We start from the raw sequence: 23,026 nt of genomic DNA, 5'->3' as shown, positions 1-23,026 counted from the left end.
GCGCTTGTCTATCCACCCATGGCAGCCCAGCAAAATTTAACGCGTACTCTCAAGCTCATCCGGCTGTTAAAACAACGGCCTGGCAAATCGCTAACCCAGTTAGCCCAAATTCTCGAATGCGACCCGCGCCATGCCCGACGCTACATGGATGCTCTGGAAGAGGCCGGGTACTGTATCGACAAGGAAGGGAAGCGACCACCCCGTTTCTTTATTTTTGAAGACGAACGAAACCAGCAGGCCAGTTTCACCGAAGAAGAAGCGCAGTTACTTCATCAGGCATTAGCCACTTTTTCGGATGCCAACCCGCTCCTAGCCCCACTCCGGCAGAAAATCTATACCCAGTCGACGTTGCTGCCTATCGCCAACGGATTAATCGACCAGCACCAAAGCCTGGTGGTGGCTCAGCTTGCCGAAGCCATCCGCGACCGGCGGCAGGTGCATCTGTTGCGGTATCATTCGATCAATAGTAATTCGATCAGCGACCGATTGGTTGAGCCGTATAGTTTTTCGGAGAATTATACCCGCCTGACAGCCTACGAACCTGAATCGGCCACGACAAAGACCTTCAAAACGCAACGCATCGAGGATGTCCGGGTACTGGAAACGGCGCAGACAAACCCGCCCGCCGAAGTACTCGTTGACCCTTTCGACTGGCCGGGTGAACCAAAAAAAGTAAAACTTCGACTCACCTATCAGGCGTATCGCCTATTAAGAGAAGAACACCCATTGACTCAACCTGATCTAATCCACATGGCTGATGCAGATTTCCCATACGTATACAGCGGTACGGTACGAAGCTGGATAGGCCTGGGCCGGTTTGTACTGGGGCTACCGGGTGAGGTGACAGTAGATAGCCCGGACGCCTTTCGGGATTATTTGCGGGGGCGGCAACACTCAGCTTATTTTTGGGAAACTTGATTTCCCTTCTTCGCCATAAATGCATTCCAGTCAAAATCTTTCAGAACTGTATTCCAAACATAGTCCGTTTTAGCCTGAGCTGCTTCTTCGACGGTGTCAAATTTCCGACTGAGAGGGTGATTGGGTGGCAATTTTCGATCTGTCTTTTTTACTATTACTGCCATGATCTTCTGTTTTTTATCAATACTACAATTGTTTCAGGGAAATCACAAAAGCCTGATAAGACTTCCCCTTGCTAAACGATTCAGTTCCATCTTCTGTAACTCCCAAAACATCAAAACGCTTTTGAATCTCACCTAGTTCACGATTAATTACCCCCTGATACAATCTTGTTCGGCTGGGTGTACTGCCAGCTATGAAAACAGATGCCTGGGGATATTTATGGAAGAATGTAATCAGAGTTTGAATGACGGTAGCTAAAATGGTATCGCGGTCGCCGTTATCACTAGTAATCCCGAAATCAGCTTTACCCTGGTCGTCAGTATCACCTAAGGCGAGATTATACACATTTGGAAAAGGAAGTTCCTGGTAGATAATGACTTTGCGAACTACGCGCTGCCCAATACTGGTAAACTCATATCGAAGGGCTTCAATGGATGACGTGAATTCGTAAAACGGTTGATTCATGAATGAATAGTGGCAATGGTGTAATGCAATTGCCGGAAGGTATCAATAAGTTAAACGAAGTTACAAATTTTCACCAAAGCGGTTTGTGACACAATACGTCCTTTTTCAAGAATTACTTTGCTGACAAGAAAATAAGAAGAGGTATGCAGGATAAAGCAGTTGCTGCTATTGGGCGGCTAGCCTTACAAAAGAGCGGACAAGCTGAGCCGTATCAGTTGTACGTGGAAAATATGTTTCCCGGCGCAGGGGTTAATTATGATGTCTTGCTGGCTGTATTTTCATTCACTACCGAAGATAGCCAACTTGTGTGCCGCTTCGAAGGGGTTGATACAGAGAAAGCGAACGAAACATCGTATCAGAAGTACGTATATCGAAAGGGAGCCGCTAATGGCGGGGACGTAACATTCACAACGAAAGCGGGCGATTTAGCGAAGAAACTCAACACGCTGGTTGGCAATCAGGTCAAGAAAGCCATTGCGCTATGTCGGGTTTCCAACTATCAATACGACTTAGGCATGTTACTGTCTTTGCAAGATCGCCTTACGAATGACTATGACACGATTCTGCTGGCCTTACAAAATGCGTATACTCTGATGGACAAGAAACGGCAGCAGGCATCCGGGTTAAGTTTCCGTTTCGAGTTTGATGGGGAACGTAAGTACCTCGCTGACTTCCCCATTTTTCAACAACAGGTTCTGTTGCATGGCACGTCGGGTAAATCAGAAAAGTATAACGTAACCTCGCAGGGAACTAACCAGCTTTGCTCGATCTGTCTGGAAAATAAGCCTTTGCTGCACGGTTTTGCGTCGCCATTCAAATATGCCACAGTTGACAAGCCGGGGATGGTCAGTGGGTTCTTCAGCCGGCGTAACAACTGGAAAAACTATCCTATCTGCTCTGACTGCTCGCTTGATTTTGAGTATGGCCAGAAGTATGTAGCGCAGAAGTTGAAAAAGTACTTCTACGGCACCAGCTATTACATGATTCCTAAAACGGTACGAAGTCAGGACAAGGAAGTATTGGAAGAGGCATTAGCCACAATCGATTCGTTTGAATATATACTTAAGGAAGCAGGTCAGATTCGATTTGCAGAAGATGATCTAATGCGCTTGCTTGGTGATTCTGGAGGAGGTGATGCCTTTAGCTTAAATCTGATGTTCTTTGAGGAAAATCCGACTACGAAAGCTATTAAGATTAAATTATTACTAGAGGAAATTCTTCCTTCTCGATTCCGTAAACTATTCTCTGAGGTTCCGGGGAAGGTGAACCCAAACCCGCTTTACAAAGGAGTTGATGGGACAAGCAAAGACCCCTCTAATTTAACATTCTCATTTGGTTTGTTTAAGCTGTTCTACGAAGATGATTTTTACGCAATTGTTAATGATGTGTTTGTGGGGCAGCCGATAAATCGACTGACACTATATGGCCGTTTCATGAAGATTATTAAAGACAGCTATTTCAATACGTCTTTCGTGAATAAGGTCCCGCAAACCCCAAAATTGCTCATTCTCAAAGCACACCTACTACTCAACTACCTCTCACAGCTATCCCTTATTACCACAAACCAAACCATACATATGCAATCAGAAGAACTAACAGAAGAAATTCGACCAGATGAAAAATATGGTCGTGCTTTTGATGAAGTGCTATTCCGGCAGTTTGTCAAAGATAACATTGGAGCCTTTCTACAGAATGATGCTCAGGTAGGAGTATTTGCCTTGGGTGTCTTAGTTAAACTGTTGTTAAACATTCAGAGAAATAAGCTTAATGGAGCGTCGCCATTTGAGAATAAGTTGAAGGGCTACAACTTAAATGCAGAAAATCTCAGAACCATTTACCGAGAAACACTTGACAAGTTGGAGAAATATCGGAAACCTGGAAAACGGTATGATGAGTTACGCCAAATTATTAGTGATTACTTTATTATTAACAGCCATCGCCTATCATTGATGCCTAACAATGAACTGTCATTCTACTTCGTAGCAGGCTTAGAAATGGCATATAAATTTCGCACAGCAAAAGCACAAACACAGGAAGAATTAGACGACCAAACCGAAAACTAGCCCCATGACTACCCTAAGCAACCGTACCGAAATCCTGTTTCTCTACGAAATCGAAAACGCCAATCCCAATGGCGACCCACTAAACGAAAACCGTCCTCGGTATGACTCCGAAGAAAATAGAGTATTGGTTTCGGATGTTCGTCTGAAGCGTACTATTCGGGATTACTGGTATGAGTACAAAGGCTATAATGGCACAGATGGGAAAGACATTTTTGTGCGCGAAACCACCTATGAAGACAAGGGCAAGACGTTTGTTTCAGACGGAAAACGTCGGGCAAAAGCTTTCCAGGAAAGCAAGCAGACGGTTCTAGATCAGTGCATCGATGTACGAACCTTTGGCGGTGTTTTACCTCTCGACAAAGACTCGATTACACTGGTTGGCCCAACGCAGTTTCAGATGGGCAAATCGCTTAACAAGACGGACATCGTGACCGAACAAGGCACGGGTGCGTTTGCCTCGGGCGACGGAAAGGGACAGGCAACATTCCGTACGGAATATAAAGTGCCTTATGCCCTGATTGGCTTCAACGGAATCATCAACGAGAAAGCGGCTGCTTATTCGCAAATGACCGATGATGACAAAGCGTTGCTGCTGGAAGGAATCTGGGAGGGTACTAAAAACCTGATTTCACGCTCTAAGTTTGGGCAAACCCCTCTGCTGCTGATCACCGTCGAATACAACGAACCGTACTACATCGGTGGATTACGGCAACGGCTGAAACTGATTACAGAAAAGAACGAAATGCAACTGCGTAGTACCGATGACTACACGCTTGACGTATCTGTTCTGATGGCTGAACTTGTTTCCCAAAAAGATAAAATCAGTAGCGTAACGGTACGGATAGACCCTCGGCTGAAAACGTCGCAACCACTCACCAACGGACTTCTTACGCTATGAACGACAACCGCCTGATCGTCTTTGAGTTGTCGGGCGAATACGGTCATTTTCGCAAGTTCAACACCACTACATCACCGTTAACATACCCAATCCCAACCCGAACAGCCTTAACGGGCGTTTTGGGGGCTGTGTTGGGCGTTGAGCGGGAAACGGCTCCCGGTCGATTCACCAACAATGTCTTGCCTGTTCAGGAGCTTTTCGGTACCGATGCCTGTCAGTTGGCCGTCCAGCTACTTGCGCCCGTCAAAAAGGTGAACATTGGCTTTAACCTGCTGGATACGGGCAATTCGTTTTATGAGATTCGCAAAAGTGGACGTACCCAGATCGAGTTTGAGCTTCTCAAGAATCCAGCTTTTCGGGTATTTGTTCGGCTCAAAGACGAGGGACTGTTTGATCGGTTAGCCGATCGGTTGATCAACCGTTCGCACCATTTTACGCCCTACTTAGGATTGAGTCAGTTTACCGCAAACCTTCAGGACGTGCGTGTTACACGGGGTAGCGTTCGTACCGCTACGGCTGGGTACGTACCTGTACAATCGACCGTGAATCTATCGCTACTGACCACAACGCCCCCCATTGAGTTTGATCAGACGGCGCATTATTATGTGGAAACGATGCCCATCGAACTGAGTCGTGACCGAGTGGTAATGCGTTATGGCGAGGTGCTTGTTAACGCCGATGTCGGTTCGGTCATGGTTCAGGCTAATGAGTGGTTTGAAACACCTGATTTTGGCAATATTCTATTTCTCTGATGCTATACTCACACCCCGGCGTTCCGCTCATTGACCACACGAAAAACGTGGCCGACTCATGCCGTCTACTGTTGCAAAGTCGGGTAACTAACTTTGATTTGCCAGACGGCTTACTGGCTGATGTTGGCTATTTGGCCGGGGTGTGCCACGATATAGCCAAAGGAACGAGGTATTTTCAGCATTATCTTTTGACTCCTAATCACGAGCGTATTGGCCCCAAAGAACACGCCTTGTTGTCATCATTGCTGGCTAAACAGGTTGTTACACAATACTTGCTACCATTTGAGTTGACAAGTATTGATCGCCAACTGCTCCCGTATCTGGTGTTTACAGCGGTAAAGCGACATCATGGAAATTTGAATGATTTTAGGGAAGAGTTATCTCTTGAATCGAAAGTCGAAATTTTATGTGAACAGATTGAGGTTTTTGATGATGAGCCGCTGATTCAGGAAATTCTGGATAAGTTGATGACCGTAGTGAGTTTTAAGTTCGACTGGCAGTCTTTCAAACAATATGTTAGAAAAAAAGAGTTTGTTGATGAGTATTTGGGTGTAGGACACAGATTGTTGAGAACAAACGGCTTATACGCTAAATCAGATCCCGATACTAAAAATCGGTACTATTATTGGCATCAGTTATTCTACGGAACGCTGCTTCTTTCCGATAAGTCAGACGTAATTTTAAAAGGAATTACTGGTCAGGGGGCAGAACGGCCATCACTTTCCGCTTTAGAGAGTTACCGAAAACGGCGCGGATTTGACTCGCCAAGAACGGCACTGGATGGGCTAAAAAATCAGGCTTATCATGAAACACTGGCTAATCTGGACCGGATATTTTCGGTAAACCAGCATCTGTATTCAATCACGTTACCTACCGGTTTAGGCAAAACGTTGACCTCACTGGCTGTTGGGCTGGCTATGCAGCAAAAGCTGAGTTTGCTGGCTGGTCGTCTCGTTATTACAATTCCGTTCACGTCAATTATCGACCAGAACTTCAGTGTATTCCAGGAAGTCTTTAGCAATCCAACATCGGACATTCTACTCAAACATCACCACCTAGCCGAACCGGCCTACAAGGTTAAGGATGATACTGTTGAGGATGATACAGAGGAAGAGAAAACGAAAAAAACACTGGATCAGGATAAAAGTCAGTTTTTGATTGAAACATGGCAGTCGGGGATTGTTGTGACAACCTTCGTTCAGTTATTGGAATCGCTCTTTTCCAATGACAAAACGAAATTGCTCAAACTGCCTAATCTCGCTAACTCGGTCATTATTCTGGATGAGATTCAGCAGATTAAGTACGAACTATGGCCGCTCATTCGGCAGGCATTTATGACGCTTGGCGAACGCTATAATTGTTACTTCATTCTGATGTCGGCGACACAACCATTAATTTTTACGCCAGGTGAAGAGATTCAGGAGCTGGTGCCGAACTACAAAGATTATTTCAGAAGCCCGCATTTTAACCGGACTAAACTTATTAATCGCGCTCGTCAGGAAGTCAGTTTTGCCGAGTTTAAGCAGGATGTGATTGATTACTGCATAGACAATCCAGCGAAAAACATGCTAGTAATTTTGAACACCAAGCAATCTACACTAGACTGTTTTAAGGCTGTATCAGGGACTCTAGACGAAGAGGCAACCGATGTTTATTACCTAACAACATTGATCACACCCTTTGAACGAAAGCGAATTATTGACCGGATTAAAACCTACAAGGGGCCAAAGCAACAGGTTATTATTTCAACCCAGCTTATTGAAGCTGGCGTTGACGTTTCGGTTCATACCGTTTTTCGTGTTCGATGTCCGCTTGATTCTATCATTCAAGCGGCTGGTCGGGCCAATCGTTATAATGAGAAAGAATTCGCAAGCGAAGTATTTCTGTATAACATAACAGAGTTGAAGGCTATAAGTGGTAAAGTTTATGGAGGAGACCTTCTGGTAAAAACAGACAATGTACTTAAGGGGGTAGATGAAACAGACGAGCATGGTTATCTAGAACTCATTGAAGCCTATTTTAAGGAAATTAAGAAACAGGCCGATGTACTAGTATCTCCCTATCTAACTGCCTTACAGGCACTAGACTTTGCAAAGGTTGGAGCTTTTGAATTTGTCGACGAACAAGACACCGAGTCTGTCTATATACAGCTTAATGAAGAAGCGGAAAATCTTTGGGGCCAGTATGTTGACATAAGTAATGAAAAAGATTTAAAGCCTTACGAGCGAAAACGAAAATTTGCCCTTATCAAAGCCAGATTTTATGAGTACGTAGTGAACGTACCCCTGCCTTATGAAGCCAGTGGTGTAAAGGCCAAGACCATAGTTTTTGATGAAGAGAAAGAAAACTTTTTCTACGTATCGCACCGCAAAAATCCATCTACCTGTTACAGATACGAGTATGATGATTTTCGTAACAATACTGGATATGTCCCAATTGCACGGCAACTAACCTACAACCACTAATGACCACCACACCCCCCCAAACCCTAATCCCGATCACCACCATCACCTTTCCCGAAATCGCGCTTCGGACTCGCGATGCGCATAAGTTGCGGGGGTATTTCGGGGAGTTGTTTAAGGCCCATTCGCCCCTGTTGCACAATCACCTGGAAAGCGACGCCGGAACAGACGGGGGCGTGGCTGTGAAGTTTCGCTACGCCTATCCGCTGGTGCAATACAAGGTGCTCAATCATATACCCACCCTCGTTGGGCTGGGTGAGGGCGCTACCTTGCTCACGCAGTTGTTTTTACAGATGCGGGAAGTACAGATCGAAAATCAGACCTTCCCCGTACTGAGCAAGCACATTCGGCATGAGCAAATCCCCATCGGCATTGCAGACGACCTAATCGAGTATCGGTTCGAAACGCTCTGGATGGCCCTCAATCAGGATAACTTCCGCGACTATCGACGCTATGCCGAAGCCGAGCAACAGGCACAACTAAAACGGGTACTCACCAGTCAATTACTGGCCCTGTTCCGGGAGTTTGGCCTGTGGCTGCAACCTCACGAACGTATTCTGGTTCGGCTATCGGTAGAGGAACGGACAACGCAGTTCAAAAACCAGACAATGGTCGCGTTTACAGGGGGCTTTCTGGCCAACGTCATCCTGCCCGATGGCATCGGACTGGGAAAAGCCGTATCGCGGGGGTTTGGGGCTATACAACGAGTGAAAGAGCGAATGAGTGAAAGAGTGGCTGGCACATGATTGCTGACACGTCAGCCACTCTTTCACTCATTCGCTCTTTCACTCGTTAAATCATGCAACTCCACATCAGCACCTACGGAACCTATCTGCACGTCAAAGACGCCATGTTCGATGTTCGTCGGAAGGGCGAAGATGGCAAAGTCATCAACGCCACGTATTCGGCGGAGAAGGTAACGCATATATTGCTGGCTACGGGCACAATGCTCAGTACCGACGCCGTGCGGCTGGCTATGCGTCATAATGTCGACATCGTATTTATCGAACAACAAGGCGATCCTATTGGCCGGGTCTGGCACGCCAAGCTCGGCAGTACCACCAAAATCAGAAAGCGACAGTTAGAGGCCAGTTTAGGGCCCGATGGGTTGCGGTGGGTCCGGTCGTGGTTGCTGGCTAAACTGGATAACCAACTGGGGTTTATACGGAGCCTGAAAAAACACCGGCCGCAACACGCCGATTTTCTGGACGACAAACTGATTCGAACAGAGGCCCTGGCCTTGTCGATCAATACACTGGCGTCGGCCACTGGATCGGCAACCTGCGTAGCCGATGTGGCCGATACCCTGCGGGGCCTGGAAGGCACGGCGGGCCGGTTGTATTTCGAGACGCTGAGTTATGTATTGCCTAAAGAATACCAGTTCAACGGGCGGAGCAGTCGCCCGGCGCAGGATGCCTTCAACGCCTTTCTGAACTATGGCTACGGCATGTTGTACGGTAAAGTAGAGAAAACACTGATGATGGCCGGGCTTGACCCGTATGTGGGCTTTTTACACCGCGACGATTACAATCAGTTGAGCATGGTTTATGACTTCATCGAACCCTATCGGGGTTGGGTCGATGAGGTGGTGTTTCGGTTGTTTACGGCCAAAAAAGTCAATAAGTCACACGTGAGTGAAGTGTCGGGCTCAAAAACGGGACAATCGCTCAATACCGACGGAAAATCACTGTTGGTGAATGCTTTCAACGAATTTATGGACAATGATCCCATTCGGTACCGAGGCCGCAACCTCGTCAGAAGTCATTGTATGCAGCTCGATGCGCATCAGTTTGCGAACGAACTGATCGGAAAAACGGGCGGTCTGCCCGATCTCATAAAGCTATGATTATTTGGGTACTCTACGATATCGGCAAGGATAAGGCGCGTACGAAAGCCGCCAAACGGTGTCAGCAGGCGGGTTTGTATCGGGTGCAGTTTTCGTGCTTTCTGGGGACGCTGACGCAAAATCAGAAAGACACGCTGCAACTGCAGTTGGAAGAACTCATCGACGAAGAAACGGACAAGGTCTATATTTTTCCGATGAGCCGGGGCGAATTACAGCAAACAGCCCTGCTGGGGCAGGCATTCGACAAGAAGTTGGTAACCGACGAAATACGAGCTTTATTTTTCTGACCATGACCCTCACCCCATCGCACATTATCGAGCATTTATTCTGTCCGCGCTTTACGTATTTCGAGTATGTTCTGGCGATTCCACAGTATGAAGAGAAAAATTACAAAGTCATGCGGGGGCGCAACCTCCACGACGAGCGACTGGAGCGTAACAAAGATTATCTGCGAAAGCGGGTGGGCAGACCGGGTGCGCCCGTGACGGAGAAGCACACCGATCAGTACCTAACCAACGAGCTGATGCGGGGCGTGGTCGATGAGGTACTGGGTTTCGGCGACGGCACAATGGCCCCGCTAGACTATAAATTTGCCGAGTATAAAGACAAGGTGTATGAAACCTACAGGACGCAGCTTTACTGTTATGCCTGGCTAATTGAAGTAAACTTTGGCCGCCTGGTCGACCGGGGCTTTCTGGTCTACACACGCAGTAACAACCGGGTTGTGGAGGTGCCCATTACGGAAGAAGACAAACTGGATGTAAAGCAGGCGGCCGAAGCTATTTTCACCATTATCGACCGTAATTTTTACCCAAAGGCTACTAAAGCGAAGGCACGTTGTGTAACTTGCACATACCGCAATATTTGCATCAAATAAACCGATTCCGGCTGGCAACCTATTTTAAACGGCCTCAAACTGGCCGCTAACTATTTATCTGTCAACCGGATACCTTTACGGAAAGTCTGTAAAAATTGCCAATTTCTTATGTACTTTGACCTGCTAAATAACGAAAAGGAGTGTCTTCAAGAAGGGCTTATCTCCCTATCCATGAGCGCATTAGGCATCCCGACGCCTTCCAGAGGCTAATCCACGAGAAGAAGGATTGAAACCTTCCTGGTAATTGTACTCAGTTAACTGAAGTAGCTCCTTCCAGAGGCTAATCCACGAGAAGAAGGATTGAAACCCCTATCGTACCGTTAGGTATGAGCGTTTCGAATACCCTTCCAGAGGCTAATCCACGAGAAGAAGGATTGAAACCTTGATAACCTTGCCCGCGATACGTTCAGCATCGGTACTTCCAGAGGCTAATCCACGAGAAGAAGGATTGAAACCTTCTGGAATTTGCGTTGTGTTACGCAATTCATTCATTCTTCCAGAGGCTAATCCACGAGAAGAAGGATTGAAACCGTACATATAGCCGTTGTAAACGTTGCTATTGTTGACTTCCAGAGGCTAATCCACGAGAAGAAGGATTGAAACCTACCCGGTTAACGGCCTGTTTATTGGCTTCTAAAGCCTGTTCCTTCCAGAGGCTAATCCACGAGAAGAAGGATTGAAACGGATTAGTCGAGTTAGTCGAAGATATACCCGTTAGCCACTTCCAGAGGCTAATCCACGAGAAGAAGGATTGAAACCGCATTACACGCAATTCAACGATGAGCAGTTTAGCGCCTTCCAGAGGCTAATCCACGAGAAGAAGGATTGAAACCGCCCTTCGTTACGGCTTCGGGGTTATCTGTATCGGCTTCCAGAGGCTAATCCACGAGAAGAAGGATTGAAACTTTGATCGGCTCTTTCGATAAAATAACGCGTAGTCTCTTCCAGAGGCTAATCCACGAGAAGAAGGATTGAAACCGGCAAACAGGCCGCGCTCTGCTCCACGATTTCCCGCTTCCAGAGGCTAATCCACGAGAAGAAGGATTGAAACTCCAATCCTGATCCTTCCCACAAATAATATTCTGTGATCTTCCAGAGGCTAATCCACGAGAAGAAGGATTGAAACGCCCGTAGCGACTTCTTAACGATGTAGTTAACGATGTCTTCCAGAGGCTAATCCACGAGAAGAAGGATTGAAACCGGCATGTCTGAAAAATTACAGAAAGCCGTGGGATTCTTCCAGAGGCTAATCCACGAGAAGAAGGATTGAAACTCTGTAAAGTATTAACATGAATAATGAAGTCATGTCCTTCCAGAGGCTAATCCACGAGAAGAAGGATTGAAACTTTACCTGACGCGGCCGGGTGGCGGAACGGTAGACCCTTCCAGAGGCTAATCCACGAGAAGAAGGATTGAAACTCACTTGACGAGGATTTCAACCAGGCGTTGTTCAATGACTTCCAGAGGCTAATCCACGAGAAGAAGGATTGAAACCCTACAAGCTTCAGGAACTGGTCGAATGGGTTGCCCTTCCAGAGGCTAATCCACGAGAAGAAGGATTGAAACTCACATTTGGCGAAATCGTCAGCATTGAAAACTACACCTTCCAGAGGCTAATCCACGAGAAGAAGGATTGAAACTTCAAATAGCGCTTTCACCTCAACGCCTAATGCAGTCTTCCAGAGGCTAATCCACGAGAAGAAGGATTGAAACACACCCGGATGCAACAGCGGCTGTATATCCTCCAGGCTTCCAGAGGCTAATCCACGAGAAGAAGGATTGAAACTCGGCACAAGCTGGACGCGGACCGATGCCCCCCAAATCTTCCAGAGGCTAATCCACGAGAAGAAGGATTGAAACGGTATTGTCTGGAGCGGCTATGGCCTGCTATCTGGGGCTTCCAGAGGCTAATCCACGAGAAGAAGGATTGAAACACGTCGCCACGTTACCGGATAAGCCCTTGCCTGAGTCTTCCAGAGGCTAATCCACGAGAAGAAGGATTGAAACTGCCCGTCAATATGACAATACGGGCGTTGATATAACCCTTCCAGAGGCTAATCCACGAGAAGAAGGATTGAAACTTCGACCAGACGGATCAACCGGTAATCAACCGGGAACTTCCAGAGGCTAATCCACGAGAAGAAGGATTGAAACCTGAACGTGTTGTGCCCCGTACTGTGATACTTCATGCACTTCCAGAGGCTAATCCACGAGAAGAAGGATTGAAACAAAAAGGTGGACTATTCACAGGCGAACAGACTATTCTTCCAGAGGCTAATCCACGAGAAGAAGGATTGAAACTCATCTTGATTGCCTTTGTATCCTTTCGATACTACGACTTCCAGAGGCTAATCCACGAGAAGAAGGATTGAAACCGGGTACCTCCGATGCTGAGGGCGGGTATTACGAACTTCCAGAGGCTAATCCACGAGAAGAAGGATTGAAACGAATAAGCCTGCATCACATTATTAAGACTTCTGTTTCTTCCAGAGGCTAATCCACGAGAAGAAGGATTGAAACTCACCTACTTGGGTAATTCAAAACAAAAGGTTTGGCCTTCCAGAGGCTAATCCACGAGAAGAAGGATTGAAACTAGTTTCCATGATCGTAGATAGGAAAGCCCGGCTCAGACTTCCAGAGGCTAATCCACGAGAAGAAGGATTGAAACCGGGTACCTCCGATGCTGAGGGCGGGTATTACGAACTTCCAGAGGCTAATCCACGAGAAGAAGGATTGAAACGAATAAGCCTGCATCACATTATTAAGACTTCTGTTTCTTCCAGAGGCTAATCCACGAGAAGAAGGATTGAAACTCACCTACTTGGGTAATTCAAAACAAAAGGTTTGGCCTTCCAGAGGCTAATCCACGAGAAGAAGGATTGAAACTAGTTTCCATGATCGTAGATAGGAAAGCCCGGCTCAGACTTCCAGAGGCTAATCCACGAGAAGAAGGATTGAAACCCATAACGGACGAGGACTGCGGCAACCTGTTCAACTCTTCCAGAGGCTAATCCACGAGAAGAAGGATTGAAACTCCGTGACAGAGTTACCATCCGTCAGATGCAGGCTTTCTTCCAGAGGCTAATCCACGAGAAGAAGGATTGAAACATCATAAAGCGCGTTAGGCCGAAATTGACACGCCGGTCTTCCAGAGGCTAATCCACGAGAAGAAGGATTGAAACGACTTTGTCAATCCACCCAGCCCGACCTACAGTAAAACTTCCAGAGGCTAATCCACGAGAAGAAGGATTGAAACCGGTTATATCGGGCCGTCCCGGTAGTGGAAAATCTGACTTCCAGAGGCTAATCCACGAGAAGAAGGATTGAAACATGAATCCTACGCCCCCAAAGCCCGTAACACCACCGGCTTCCAGAGGCTAATCCACGAAGGATTGAAACTGAAATCAACAAGTCGGTTACTACTAAAAACCACGCGTACTTCTACGCAATATAGTTGGATATTCGCCCTAACAGTAAAGAACGCAAACCGCTATCGATCAACGGCTTACTCACTAAACATTTCTGCGCGTAGTTTCCCTATCATACATTTATCCGATTGATGCGCGCAGGGTAGGTAAGTAGTTTTGACACCAGTTAGCCGAGTCAAATATCTGTCAGGAATGCGCCAATGTCTACTACTTTTCGTTTACGGGTTTTGGTTGAGCTGTCCAGCCTGGGCACAAACCAATCCATCAGCGGGGAAGGCTTCACCCGTTAAAGTATCGGGTGGGCTAAACGCCTATGCAGGCTTCTACACCGCCAGTGGCATCGCAGCCCGCAACCAACTCTCCCCTTTCGGCCTGAGCGGTTCGGTAACGGTCGCTTTGCCCGGTGGCATTTCGCTTCCGTTTTCGGCGGTACTCGGCAATCAGGGGAGCAGTTTCCGGCAACCGTTCAACCAGTTCGGCGTGTCGCCTACCTACAAATGGGCTACCGTACATGCAGGCTACCGGAATGTATCCTTCTCACCGTTCACGCTGGCTGGGCATACATTTCTGGGTGGTGGCGTTGAGCTGAATCCCGGTAAACTCCGGTTAGGCGCAGTATATGGCCGGTTCAATAAAGCCATCTCCACGAACCTGGCTGAGCCCGACATTGTTCCGGCTTACGGCCGAACGGGCTACGCCGTAAAGGTAGGCTACGGCAAACCCGCTAATTACGTCGACCTGATCATGTTGCGGGCCAAAGATGACTCGGCCTCCATCGTGTCGGCCCCACAGTCTGTCTCACAGACCGTTACGCCCGCCGAGAATCTGGTCGTTGGCCTGACAACCCGGCTACTGATCGTCAAACACGTTACCGTTGAGCTGGACGGTGCCGTTAGTGCCTACACCCGCGACGTTCGGAGCAGTCTGGTATCGGCAGAAGGGAGTAACCCCGTCACGCGCTTCTTCGGCAGACTCATCACGCCCCGACTCGCCACGCAGCTTACCCAGGCGACCCAGGCCGCTATCGGGTATCGGGTCCAAAATGCAGGGATCAAACTGCAATACAAACGCATCGATCCAAATTTCCAGACGATGGGAGCCTACTACTTCCAGAGCGATATTGAGAGCTATGCCATTGCTCCGAACCTAACGTTGATGGACGGAAAACTGCGGCTGTCGGGGAGCTATGGCATTCAGTACGACAACCTGGCCAACAACAAAAGTGCGCGTACTGGCCGAAAAATTGGCTCCCTGGTTGTCTCCTACAATCCAGCTACCGCCTTTGGTATTGATGTCCAGCTATCCAACTACGGCATTAGTCAGCAGGCCGGTTTTCGCCCACTCATCGACACCATCCGGCTGGCACAGAACAACCTCTCGGCGACCATCAATACACGCTACACGCTCCAGAAAGAAGATGTGCTGCAGGTGTTCACCCTTACCACAACTTACCAGAAACTGAGTGATCTGAACGCCACCACTGCCAGCCAGACCGAAAACAACAATATCAACCTGAACTTGGGCTACTTCTATCAGCAAACCACCACGGGCTGGGGCTTCAATGGGATGCTGTCTTACACCCAGACGCAGCTACCGATTGCAATCGGCGATACCAATCGAACGGTGCGGTTCTTCGGGCCAACGCTGGGCGCCACTCAGTCTTTCTTTGAGAAGAAATTAACCACATCGGCCAATGCCAGCTATCTGGTCAACCAGCAATCCGGCATAACGGGAAAAGTCATGACGATATCCATCAACGGTGGCTATCAGGTGACTAAACGACAGACGCTCAATGTGTCACTTAATTACCTGAATTCAAATACAGGCCTTCAGGAACAGACTTTCAACGAACTAAGAGGCAATCTCGGCTATGGCATCTCTTTTTAAGAATTTTCCGCTTATAACGGCGCTTCTTGTCCGCAAAGCCGCAACGGTTCTACAAAGGATCCGGAGCGTTAGGCTCCTTTGCGTTCTTTGCGCTATCCTTTGTGTCTTTGCGGTTAACCCCACACAAGCACAAACCTTCCCCCTGCAAATTCAGGTGAGTGTGCTGCCTCCTTACAGCGCCTACTTACAGGACTACCCCGGCGCGGGTCAGCAGGTGCGGGTTTTCCTGATCAACACCAGCCGAAACACCTACCAGATCCGCCTGGCGGGGCAGTTGACCGGCGATAATGGGATCGAGATTCGTACCTCGCCCAACTATCGTCCGCCAAGACCCCTGACCGTACCGCCTGGTCAGACCCTGCTAAGCCGCAACGATCTGGAAGGGCTCTTCGACCTGAATCAGATTGAGGTAACCGGGATTGACAAAAACCTGCTGGCCCGTGGCTTTCCCCTGCCCGACGGCACTTATCAGCTTTGCGTGCGCGCCTATAACGAAACCCCAACTAACACCGCCGTAACGGCCTTCGGACAACCGCTGTCGGCTGAGTTTCCGCTGGGCTGCTCGGCCCCTATTGTGGTCCGTTCAGTTGAGCCTCCCATTCTTATTTCGCCCCTTTGCGATGCCGAAGTGACGGCAACGACTCCGCAGGCCGTTGTCTTCACCTGGACGCCCCCGGCGGGTGTTTCGCCCGCGCAGGTGGATTACACACTTCGGATTGTCGAGCTGCCCCAAACGGGGGTCGACCCGAATGTGTTTATTGATGCCGTGGCCTTGCCAAAGTCGGGCGTGGAGGTCCGGAATTTGCGGACAAGTACGTTTTTGTACGGCCCCACCCAACCGCCCCTAGTCGTAGGCAAGCGGTATGCCTGGCGGGTGCAGGCCATCGACCGCTCCCGGAAGCTCAACTTTTTGAACGACGGCAAGAGCCCGGTTTGCTCGTTTATCTATGGAACGGGGCTGCCCGTTCTGGCCAAAAAACCGGGGCTTGAATTAGTGCAGACGCCCGCGTTGCCGATATTACCCATTCCCGGTTTGGATGCGCAGGACACTCCCCCGGCGGGCGCTACAGCCATAGCCGACAAAGTACCGGCCCCGTCAACGCCTTACGAGCTAAAAATAACGAACTGCAATTGCAAAACACCACCGTCGAGTACTGAAGGTAGCGTAGCCGATAACCAGGCTGTCCTTACCAAAAAACAATTGACTGTCGCTGGGTTTACGGTCGATCTGGCGGGCATACAGTTGGACGCAGAACAGAAAATTAATGGGACAGGTACCGTACAACTCCCGTATGTGGGTGGGGGCTATATCAAGCTGCGCGTATCGCTTAGCAAGGTACAGTGCAACCCGGCGGGTCAAGTCATTGCCGGTAAAGTCCGTGGGTTACTACAACAGAATGCCAGTCTGTTACCTGGTTACGATAAGCCTGATTTTAGCGCACTGGACCTGAAACCAGCTGATGTAAGTGAGATCAGCAAAAAACTGAGCGCCATTAAAGATCAGGTCAAGGAAAGTATCACCAATTCCAAGAATAGTATCGGTTGGGAAATGCCGCTGGGCGTGTATACAGCAAACGTAGATGTGGCCATTACCAATGTTGTGTTTGAGCCTGCTCAGGCTTATTTCGATGCCGTTACCTGGTTCAAAGTCGCAAGCGCACAATTTGGGGGTGTTCCGCTGAGTGCAACTAAAGTATGCATGAGTCCAGACAAACCAATCTGTGGCGACATGACACTTTATCTGGGACTGGATATGCCCCTGTCTACGTTATTGACGCTGAAAGGAGCTACAACAGACGTCAATAACAAGTCGGCAAATAATCTTGATTTCAAGAAGATTACGAACGTCAACCTGAATAATTGGGACTTTAAAACGTTCCATATTGTCGCCGATCTGAAACCGCCTGGCCTAAAAGAAGCCAACGGCATAAACAAGGATAAAGAGCTGGCAGTTACTCTGGTCTACGACTCCCCCAAGGCCGATTTGAACGACTGGACCACTACAGTCGAATTCCCTGACTTTTACGTCGATAAACTCTCTCGCGATTTCATCTTTTCGATGGATGGCAAGCCCGGCATTTACGATCAGTCGGAGTTGCCAGATGAATACACGGCCAAGTTACCGAATGATTATCCGCAGGCTGGACAGAAACCGGGAGCCGAGTGGAAAGGCTTGTTTTTCCCCAAGTTGAACGTGACGACAACAGTTCTGAAGTCGCTCAATCAAGGCAAGCCGTCAACAGTGTCCGTCGAAAACCTGATCCACGATGACAATGGCTTTACGGGTGCCTTTATGGCCACACCCGTTATCTCGCTGGGCGACGGATCGCTGGATGGCTGGTATTGCTCAGCCGATACGTTGAAGCTTAACCTGCTGATGAGTCAGTTTAAGAATGCGCGACTGGCCGGGCGGGTTGTGATGCCCATCTTTAAATACAATCCCGACGAGAAGCAGATGGAAAAGGGGTCGATCTGGCCATATACCTGCACCCTCTCGAAAGATGAAAAGCCCAACGGCGGTCTGACGTACCAGTTCCAGATCGTTTCGCCAAAAGAAGATGTCAATGTAAAGCTCTGGGCCGCCAAACTATCCGTGCTTGACGGCACCAATATCACGGTAGGCAATCAGGGCAATAAAGACGGTGCGTTCAATGCCTCGGTTACGCTCAATGCCAAACTGAGTGTAGATGCCAAAATCGTATCGCCAGGCATGACCATCCTGGGCATGAAACTGCAAAGTTCGCCCGCCGATGGGACCAGCTATTTCACTTCCGGCACCATTAATTCCTCCTTTGCATCGCCCCAAAAATCGCTACTGGCCGCTGCCGACGACGAGGGCTTTCCGGTCACGATCAAGAGCGTTAGTCTGGATAAAGTAAAGGGCCAGGCCAGCCAATACGATTTCAAATTCACGGGCGACATTACGCTGATGGAGGGAAATATTCACGCGGCCATTACGCCCTATGTCCGGTTCAAAATCGGCTTCGGCGCCAATAAGCGTCCCGACTGGGGCTTAGACAAGGTGGGGGTCGATTCGGTGGGTATTCACGGGAATCTGAGCTTCATGCGCATCGACGGCACAGCGGACTTTTTCGACAATGAAGCCCCTTACGGTACTGGTTTCAGAGGTGATCTGAACGTCAAGCTATTGGGTGCGGGCTTTTCGGTAGGCGGCTATTTTGGGCGGGTCAATGGATTTCGATACTGGCAAGTGGGGGGCAAGGCAGACCTGCCTGCCCCCGTTCCGATTCCAGGTACTCCGCTAACCCTGGCTGCTTTCGGCGGGGGCGCCTTCCACAACATGATCAAGGAAACCCAGACCGATGAGAAGGGCAAGCCAAAAGTGGGTGCTCCGGTTAAATTCACCCCCAGCCAGAAACACGACGGGTTTGAAGTAGCGGTCGAAGTAACGATGCAATCCAAAGACCTCTTCGATATGAATGGCGTAATGGCGGCTACTGTGAGCACCGAGAACGGCTTTCATTTGAGCGATTTACGATTAGACCTGGATGCTGCCCTGTTTGGTCCTGAACCCGATAAGGCGCTGGCCACAGGTGTTGGCTTTATTGATGTCAATTTTGATAAAGGCTACTTCGACAGCAAGTTTGGGCTTAATATGCATTATGGAACTACGAGTGGCGTATTCAGTGTGACTGGGAGCGGAGATATGGGTTTACACGTTTCCTTCCCGTCGTCGCTGGGCAATCCGGATCCAAAGCAGGATTACAGCAAAGAGAAACCCGGTGACTGGTACTTCTTTATCGGTCTGCCCGATGCAACACCCTGCGGCAATGCCGACGACTGTTTCGCTAATTCGGAACGGATAAAGCTGGCTATCAAAGTAAAAAGTTTAGGGTCACTCACGTTTGGGTCCTATTTTGTGATGTATCACAATCTAAAACCAGATGGAGTCACGACATTACCACCACCACCCTGGGGTATGTCGGCGGCTGATCTGGAGGCACTAGGCTACAAAGGTGTTCATTTAGCCGGGACCGATGCACTGGCTTTTGGTTCAGGGTTTGTCACCGACGACAAGTTTGAATTTGGCCCCTTCGAAGCCAAGTTTCACGCAGCGTTCGGCTTCGATCTGGCCCTGCAAAAAATAACCGCTCCCTGTAGCAGTGGACAGATACCGGGCATCAATGGCTGGTATGCCAACGGGCAGATGTATGCCGACCTAGCGCTGACGCTCGGTATCAACATCGACATCTGGATATATTCGGGCTATCTGGAACTCCTCAAGGTGCAGGCGGCCGCCTTGCTTGAAGGCGGCATGGTAAACCCGATCTGGATACATGGGAGCATTTTGCTACGCTACCGGGCGCTGGGCGGACGCATCAAGGGCAGTACTACCTTCGAGATGTGGTATAACAAAGATGAGCAGTGTAAACCGGCCTTCGAGCAGCCCAATCCGTTTGCGGACCTGCCCATCATTGCGGGCTTGACTCCCGAAAACAACAGCAAGAATGTATCGGTTATTTCGCCTTACTACGCCGAATTTAGCTACCCCGTTCGGACACTGATTCAGATCAATGATGTTGACTCTCTATCGAGACAGCCTGTTGCGAGCTTCCGCACGTTCCGGCTGGATTTTACGAGTGGTACAGCCACCAATCCGTTTGTCACAACGCAGTTGCAGGCCAGTAGTACAAACCCAAACTGTTCGCTCGATAACAGTGGCCGGCTGCGGTTCGGTAATGACCCCGACGGCGGTGGAAACTTCAACGTAACGTTTTTCCGCGATGCTACCCTGCCCCCTAATGCCAAGCTCAGCGTATCGCTGACGGTGGGTGTCAAGTTATTGAACACGGGTACCAACCAGTACGACCCTTACTACTACAAGAGCCAACTGGTTGCGGAGACGAAATCGTACACTTTTACAACGGGCGAGTGTGTCAGTTCGCTTAGCCAGGAGGGAGCGGTTCCATCAGTCGCCTATTCCTATCCGTTCGAAGGGCAACGGTACTTCACCATTGGCGACGGCGGGATTTTCGGCTACGTTGAACTGTCAAGCAATTTCGGCTGCTGCCTCGATAAGATTCAGAGCGACAAGTATTACCGGCTCAGTGTGCGCTATACGGCTCTGAAAGACAATAAGTTCGACAAGAAAGACCCTGGCAGCGTCTGGACGAACAACAGTGCCAAGTTCGACGGGAAGCTGTTGCGCTTCGGGATTCCAATTAATTTTCTGCAAAAGAAAACCCTGTACCGAATTGAGATCTTCCGCGAACCAACCGACGCGCTGGTGGCCGAACAGAAAAAAATCATTGCTCAGCAGAAAGGTAAAATTAGAAAAGAACTGGAAGACACGTATCTGAGCGGAGAGAAAGCCGAATATGGCTTCGGTAGCGCTGTTACAGTGTCATCTAAACCAGGCCCTGGGCCCGGCACAGGCTTGATGAGCAATAAAGTAGCCTCTGTCAATGGGTTGGCACAAGGTTATAATGCGGCTTATGTCGACCAGACGGTACAGAAAGAGAACAGCCAGCAGGGGAACGCCATCGGGGCAAAAGTGACTGGGCAATCGGTTGGAACGATGGCAGATATCAAGCTGGGCAAGGGCAAAAGCGACGAAGAAGTAGACGTAAAAACGCAGCTGGAGCAGCCGGTTTATACCTACTTTTTCCAGACCAGCCAGTATAATACACTAGCCGAAAAGCTGAAAGCCAGCCCATTCCTGGCAGCAGAACAGAAAACCGTTCGGACGAGTGATATCGAAGCCTACACCATTCCGATTCAGAGCCCTGAGGGTTTCGATAGCTACGAGCTGCTTTGGAAAAAACTGCCCAACGGCAGCGTGTTGCCTCCGCTGGTGCTGCAAAAAGTACTGGATTCAACGAATCCCTGGTTTGCCGACTTCGTAAAACCAATGGTCAGCCTGATCAACGGTTTATCGAACTACCAGTTGGGTAATGGCAATATTCTGTTCAAAACCGCTGACAACACCGCTGCCCCTACTGTCAATTATGATCAGCTGATGCGGCAGGTCGTACTCTTCAATCAGGGTGGTTTCGACAATGCGCAAACTCCAATCTCAAAAAATAACCTGAAAGGCATTACGCAGAACTAATGAAAGCAAAAAACTTACGCCGTGTTTACGCCATTGCCGGGCTACTTTCTCTGATCGGGAACCTAATGAACCCGTCGGTATGCCAGGCTCAGTATTCAATGAAGATGACCCAGCAGGATATGACGAAGGCGGCCAATACCGTCATCACAACGGATAATGCCGACAAAAAAACGGCGTCAATGGCCTTGGCCGGACAGGCATTCGCTAGCTCTCCCGGAAAATACGGCATGATGTTTCTGAACGTGCCCGTGTATAAAGCCTATGTCGAACGGCTGGAAGACAACATCGATGTACTGCTCAGTACACTCAATGGAGCTTACCCGCAACGTAAAGTACTGATTGATAAACTCATAAGCCTGGCCAGTAGCCTGACCTATGCGTATCAGATGGCCGTTGGGACGCAAACCGGTCAGCCCAAAAGTATGAGCCAGGCAGGCCGGGAAAAGTTTATGAAGAGCATCAGCACATCGTTGAATCTGGATTTCTACACAGAGGATTTTATCTCCCTGAATGATGACTACCGCAATTATTTCTTTTCTGGCCGATTACAGAATGCTGCCGTTGCATCGGGTGAAGTGTCTATCACACAATACGATCCGAATATGGCGTATATGTCTTCTCAGGGCAGCGATCCCAGCCGGGGGAAAGACCGGATTCGTGATACGGCCAAAGACTGTGTGGCCCTGGTGCTAAGTGTAGTTAAACAAACCGAGACAGTGGGCGCTATAGGTCAGGCCGTGTCTAGTGTCGGATCTAGTGTAGGAGCCGCGCTGGGAAGTTCGGCGGCTTCAACAGGCTCAGTCCCTAACAGCGCGCAGGTGGATAAGCTCTTCAAGACGTTCACTAGTGTTAAAGGTGGCAATTATTGGCAACTGACCAAACCGGGTTCTGTTATTGGCTTCTACCTCAAGCAATTGCCTGGTGCTACACTCGCTTCCGACGTAACGATGAAAGACGGCACCGGCGACCGCTACGTCGATAAATATGCGTTCGAAAATGGTCTTCAGCCATTTCCGTCATCTTTTGCACTGGATTTGGCGAAAACAGTCAGTAATGATTTTTCAGGTGTAGGGGTAGTAACGGTTCCCGGCGGCACCAATGGAGTCATTGTTGTTCAGCCCAGTTCATCATCGGGAAATACGTCCGGTCAATCATCTGGCACGCCCGCCCCACCAACCCCTATTCATTAATTGCC

At 49.0% G+C, this 23,026-nt stretch carries 14 protein-coding genes and 1 CRISPR repeat array; of the genes, 12 read left to right on the top strand and 2 right to left on the bottom strand.

Annotated elements, in window-relative coordinates; translation table 11 throughout:
- The first annotated feature begins 18 nt into the window (after positions 1-18).
- Entirely contained in the window at positions 19-918 is a 900-nt protein-coding gene (locus SD10_RS05730; protein ID WP_046376082.1) for a helix-turn-helix transcriptional regulator, read from the top strand.
- Here SD10_RS05730 and SD10_RS05725 read toward each other — a convergent pair.
- A complete protein-coding gene (locus SD10_RS05725; RefSeq protein WP_046376081.1) occupies positions 900-1,082 on the bottom strand; it encodes a hypothetical protein in 183 nt (60 codons plus the stop codon). The genes SD10_RS05730 and SD10_RS05725 overlap by 19 nt on opposite strands.
- A 22-nt stretch (positions 1,083-1,104) precedes the next feature.
- Positions 1,105-1,545: a DUF6934 family protein gene (locus SD10_RS05720; protein ID WP_046376080.1), complete on the bottom strand. Its 441-nt coding sequence runs from the start codon at positions 1,543-1,545 to the stop codon at positions 1,105-1,107.
- A gap of 143 nt (positions 1,546-1,688) precedes the next feature.
- Between SD10_RS05720 and SD10_RS05715 the strand changes: the two genes are divergently transcribed.
- The 11 genes from SD10_RS05715 (at position 1,689) to SD10_RS05665 (ending at position 23,021) form a co-directional block, all read left to right on the top strand.
- Entirely contained in the window at positions 1,689-3,608 is a 1,920-nt protein-coding gene (locus tag SD10_RS05715; protein ID WP_046376079.1) for a TIGR02556 family CRISPR-associated protein, read from the top strand.
- Positions 3,609-3,612: 4 nt separating this feature from the next.
- A complete protein-coding gene (gene cas7b, locus SD10_RS05710) occupies positions 3,613-4,506 on the top strand; it encodes a type I-B CRISPR-associated protein Cas7/Csh2 (protein WP_046376078.1) in 894 nt (297 codons plus the stop codon).
- Positions 4,503-5,258, top strand: coding sequence for a type I-B CRISPR-associated protein Cas5b (cas5b, locus tag SD10_RS28615; protein ID WP_052731085.1), 756 nt, complete (start codon positions 4,503-4,505; stop codon positions 5,256-5,258). The genes cas7b and cas5b overlap by 4 nt, the downstream gene beginning before the upstream one ends.
- Before the next feature lie 47 nt (positions 5,259-5,305).
- Positions 5,306-7,723: a CRISPR-associated helicase Cas3' gene (cas3, locus tag SD10_RS05700; RefSeq protein WP_158500542.1), complete on the top strand. Its 2,418-nt coding sequence runs from the start codon at positions 5,306-5,308 to the stop codon at positions 7,721-7,723.
- The gene (locus SD10_RS05695; RefSeq protein WP_046376076.1) at positions 7,723-8,466 is read left to right on the top strand and encodes a CRISPR-associated endonuclease Cas6; all 744 of its coding nucleotides are present in this window, start codon (positions 7,723-7,725) and stop codon (positions 8,464-8,466) included. The genes cas3 and SD10_RS05695 overlap by 1 nt, the downstream gene beginning before the upstream one ends.
- Positions 8,467-8,519: 53 nt before the next feature.
- Positions 8,520-9,566, top strand: coding sequence for a CRISPR-associated endonuclease Cas1 (gene cas1 / locus SD10_RS05690; RefSeq protein ID WP_046376075.1), 1,047 nt, complete (start codon positions 8,520-8,522; stop codon positions 9,564-9,566).
- Entirely contained in the window at positions 9,563-9,853 is a 291-nt protein-coding gene (gene cas2 / locus SD10_RS05685; protein ID WP_046376074.1) for a CRISPR-associated endonuclease Cas2, read from the top strand. The genes cas1 and cas2 overlap by 4 nt, the downstream gene beginning before the upstream one ends.
- Positions 9,854-9,855: 2 nt before the next feature.
- Entirely contained in the window at positions 9,856-10,443 is a 588-nt protein-coding gene (gene cas4 / locus SD10_RS05680) for a CRISPR-associated protein Cas4 (protein ID WP_046376073.1), read from the top strand.
- A 196-nt stretch (positions 10,444-10,639) separates the two neighbouring features.
- Positions 10,640-13,773: a CRISPR direct-repeat array (repeat unit 37 nt; unit sequence CTTCCAGAGGCTAATCCACGAGAAGAAGGATTGAAAC).
- A 290-nt stretch (positions 13,774-14,063) separates the two neighbouring features.
- Positions 14,064-15,758, top strand: coding sequence for a hypothetical protein (locus SD10_RS05675; protein ID WP_046376072.1), 1,695 nt, complete (start codon positions 14,064-14,066; stop codon positions 15,756-15,758).
- Complete coding sequence (locus SD10_RS05670; protein WP_148562383.1) at positions 15,742-21,831, top strand: hypothetical protein; 6,090 nt, start codon at positions 15,742-15,744, stop codon at positions 21,829-21,831. The genes SD10_RS05675 and SD10_RS05670 overlap by 17 nt, the downstream gene beginning before the upstream one ends.
- Positions 21,831-23,021, top strand: a complete 1,191-nt coding sequence (locus SD10_RS05665) for a hypothetical protein (RefSeq protein WP_046376070.1) — start codon at positions 21,831-21,833, stop codon at positions 23,019-23,021. Before SD10_RS05670 ends, SD10_RS05665 begins: the two co-directional genes overlap by 1 nt.
- Positions 23,022-23,026: the final 5 nt, after the last annotated feature.

Source organism: Spirosoma radiotolerans (genome assembly GCF_000974425.1).
GTDB classification, from domain to species: Bacteria; Bacteroidota; Bacteroidia; order Cytophagales; family Spirosomataceae; genus Spirosoma; species Spirosoma radiotolerans.
Note: the sequence above shows the minus strand (reverse complement) of the source record. Positions and strands in the feature narration are given on the sequence as shown.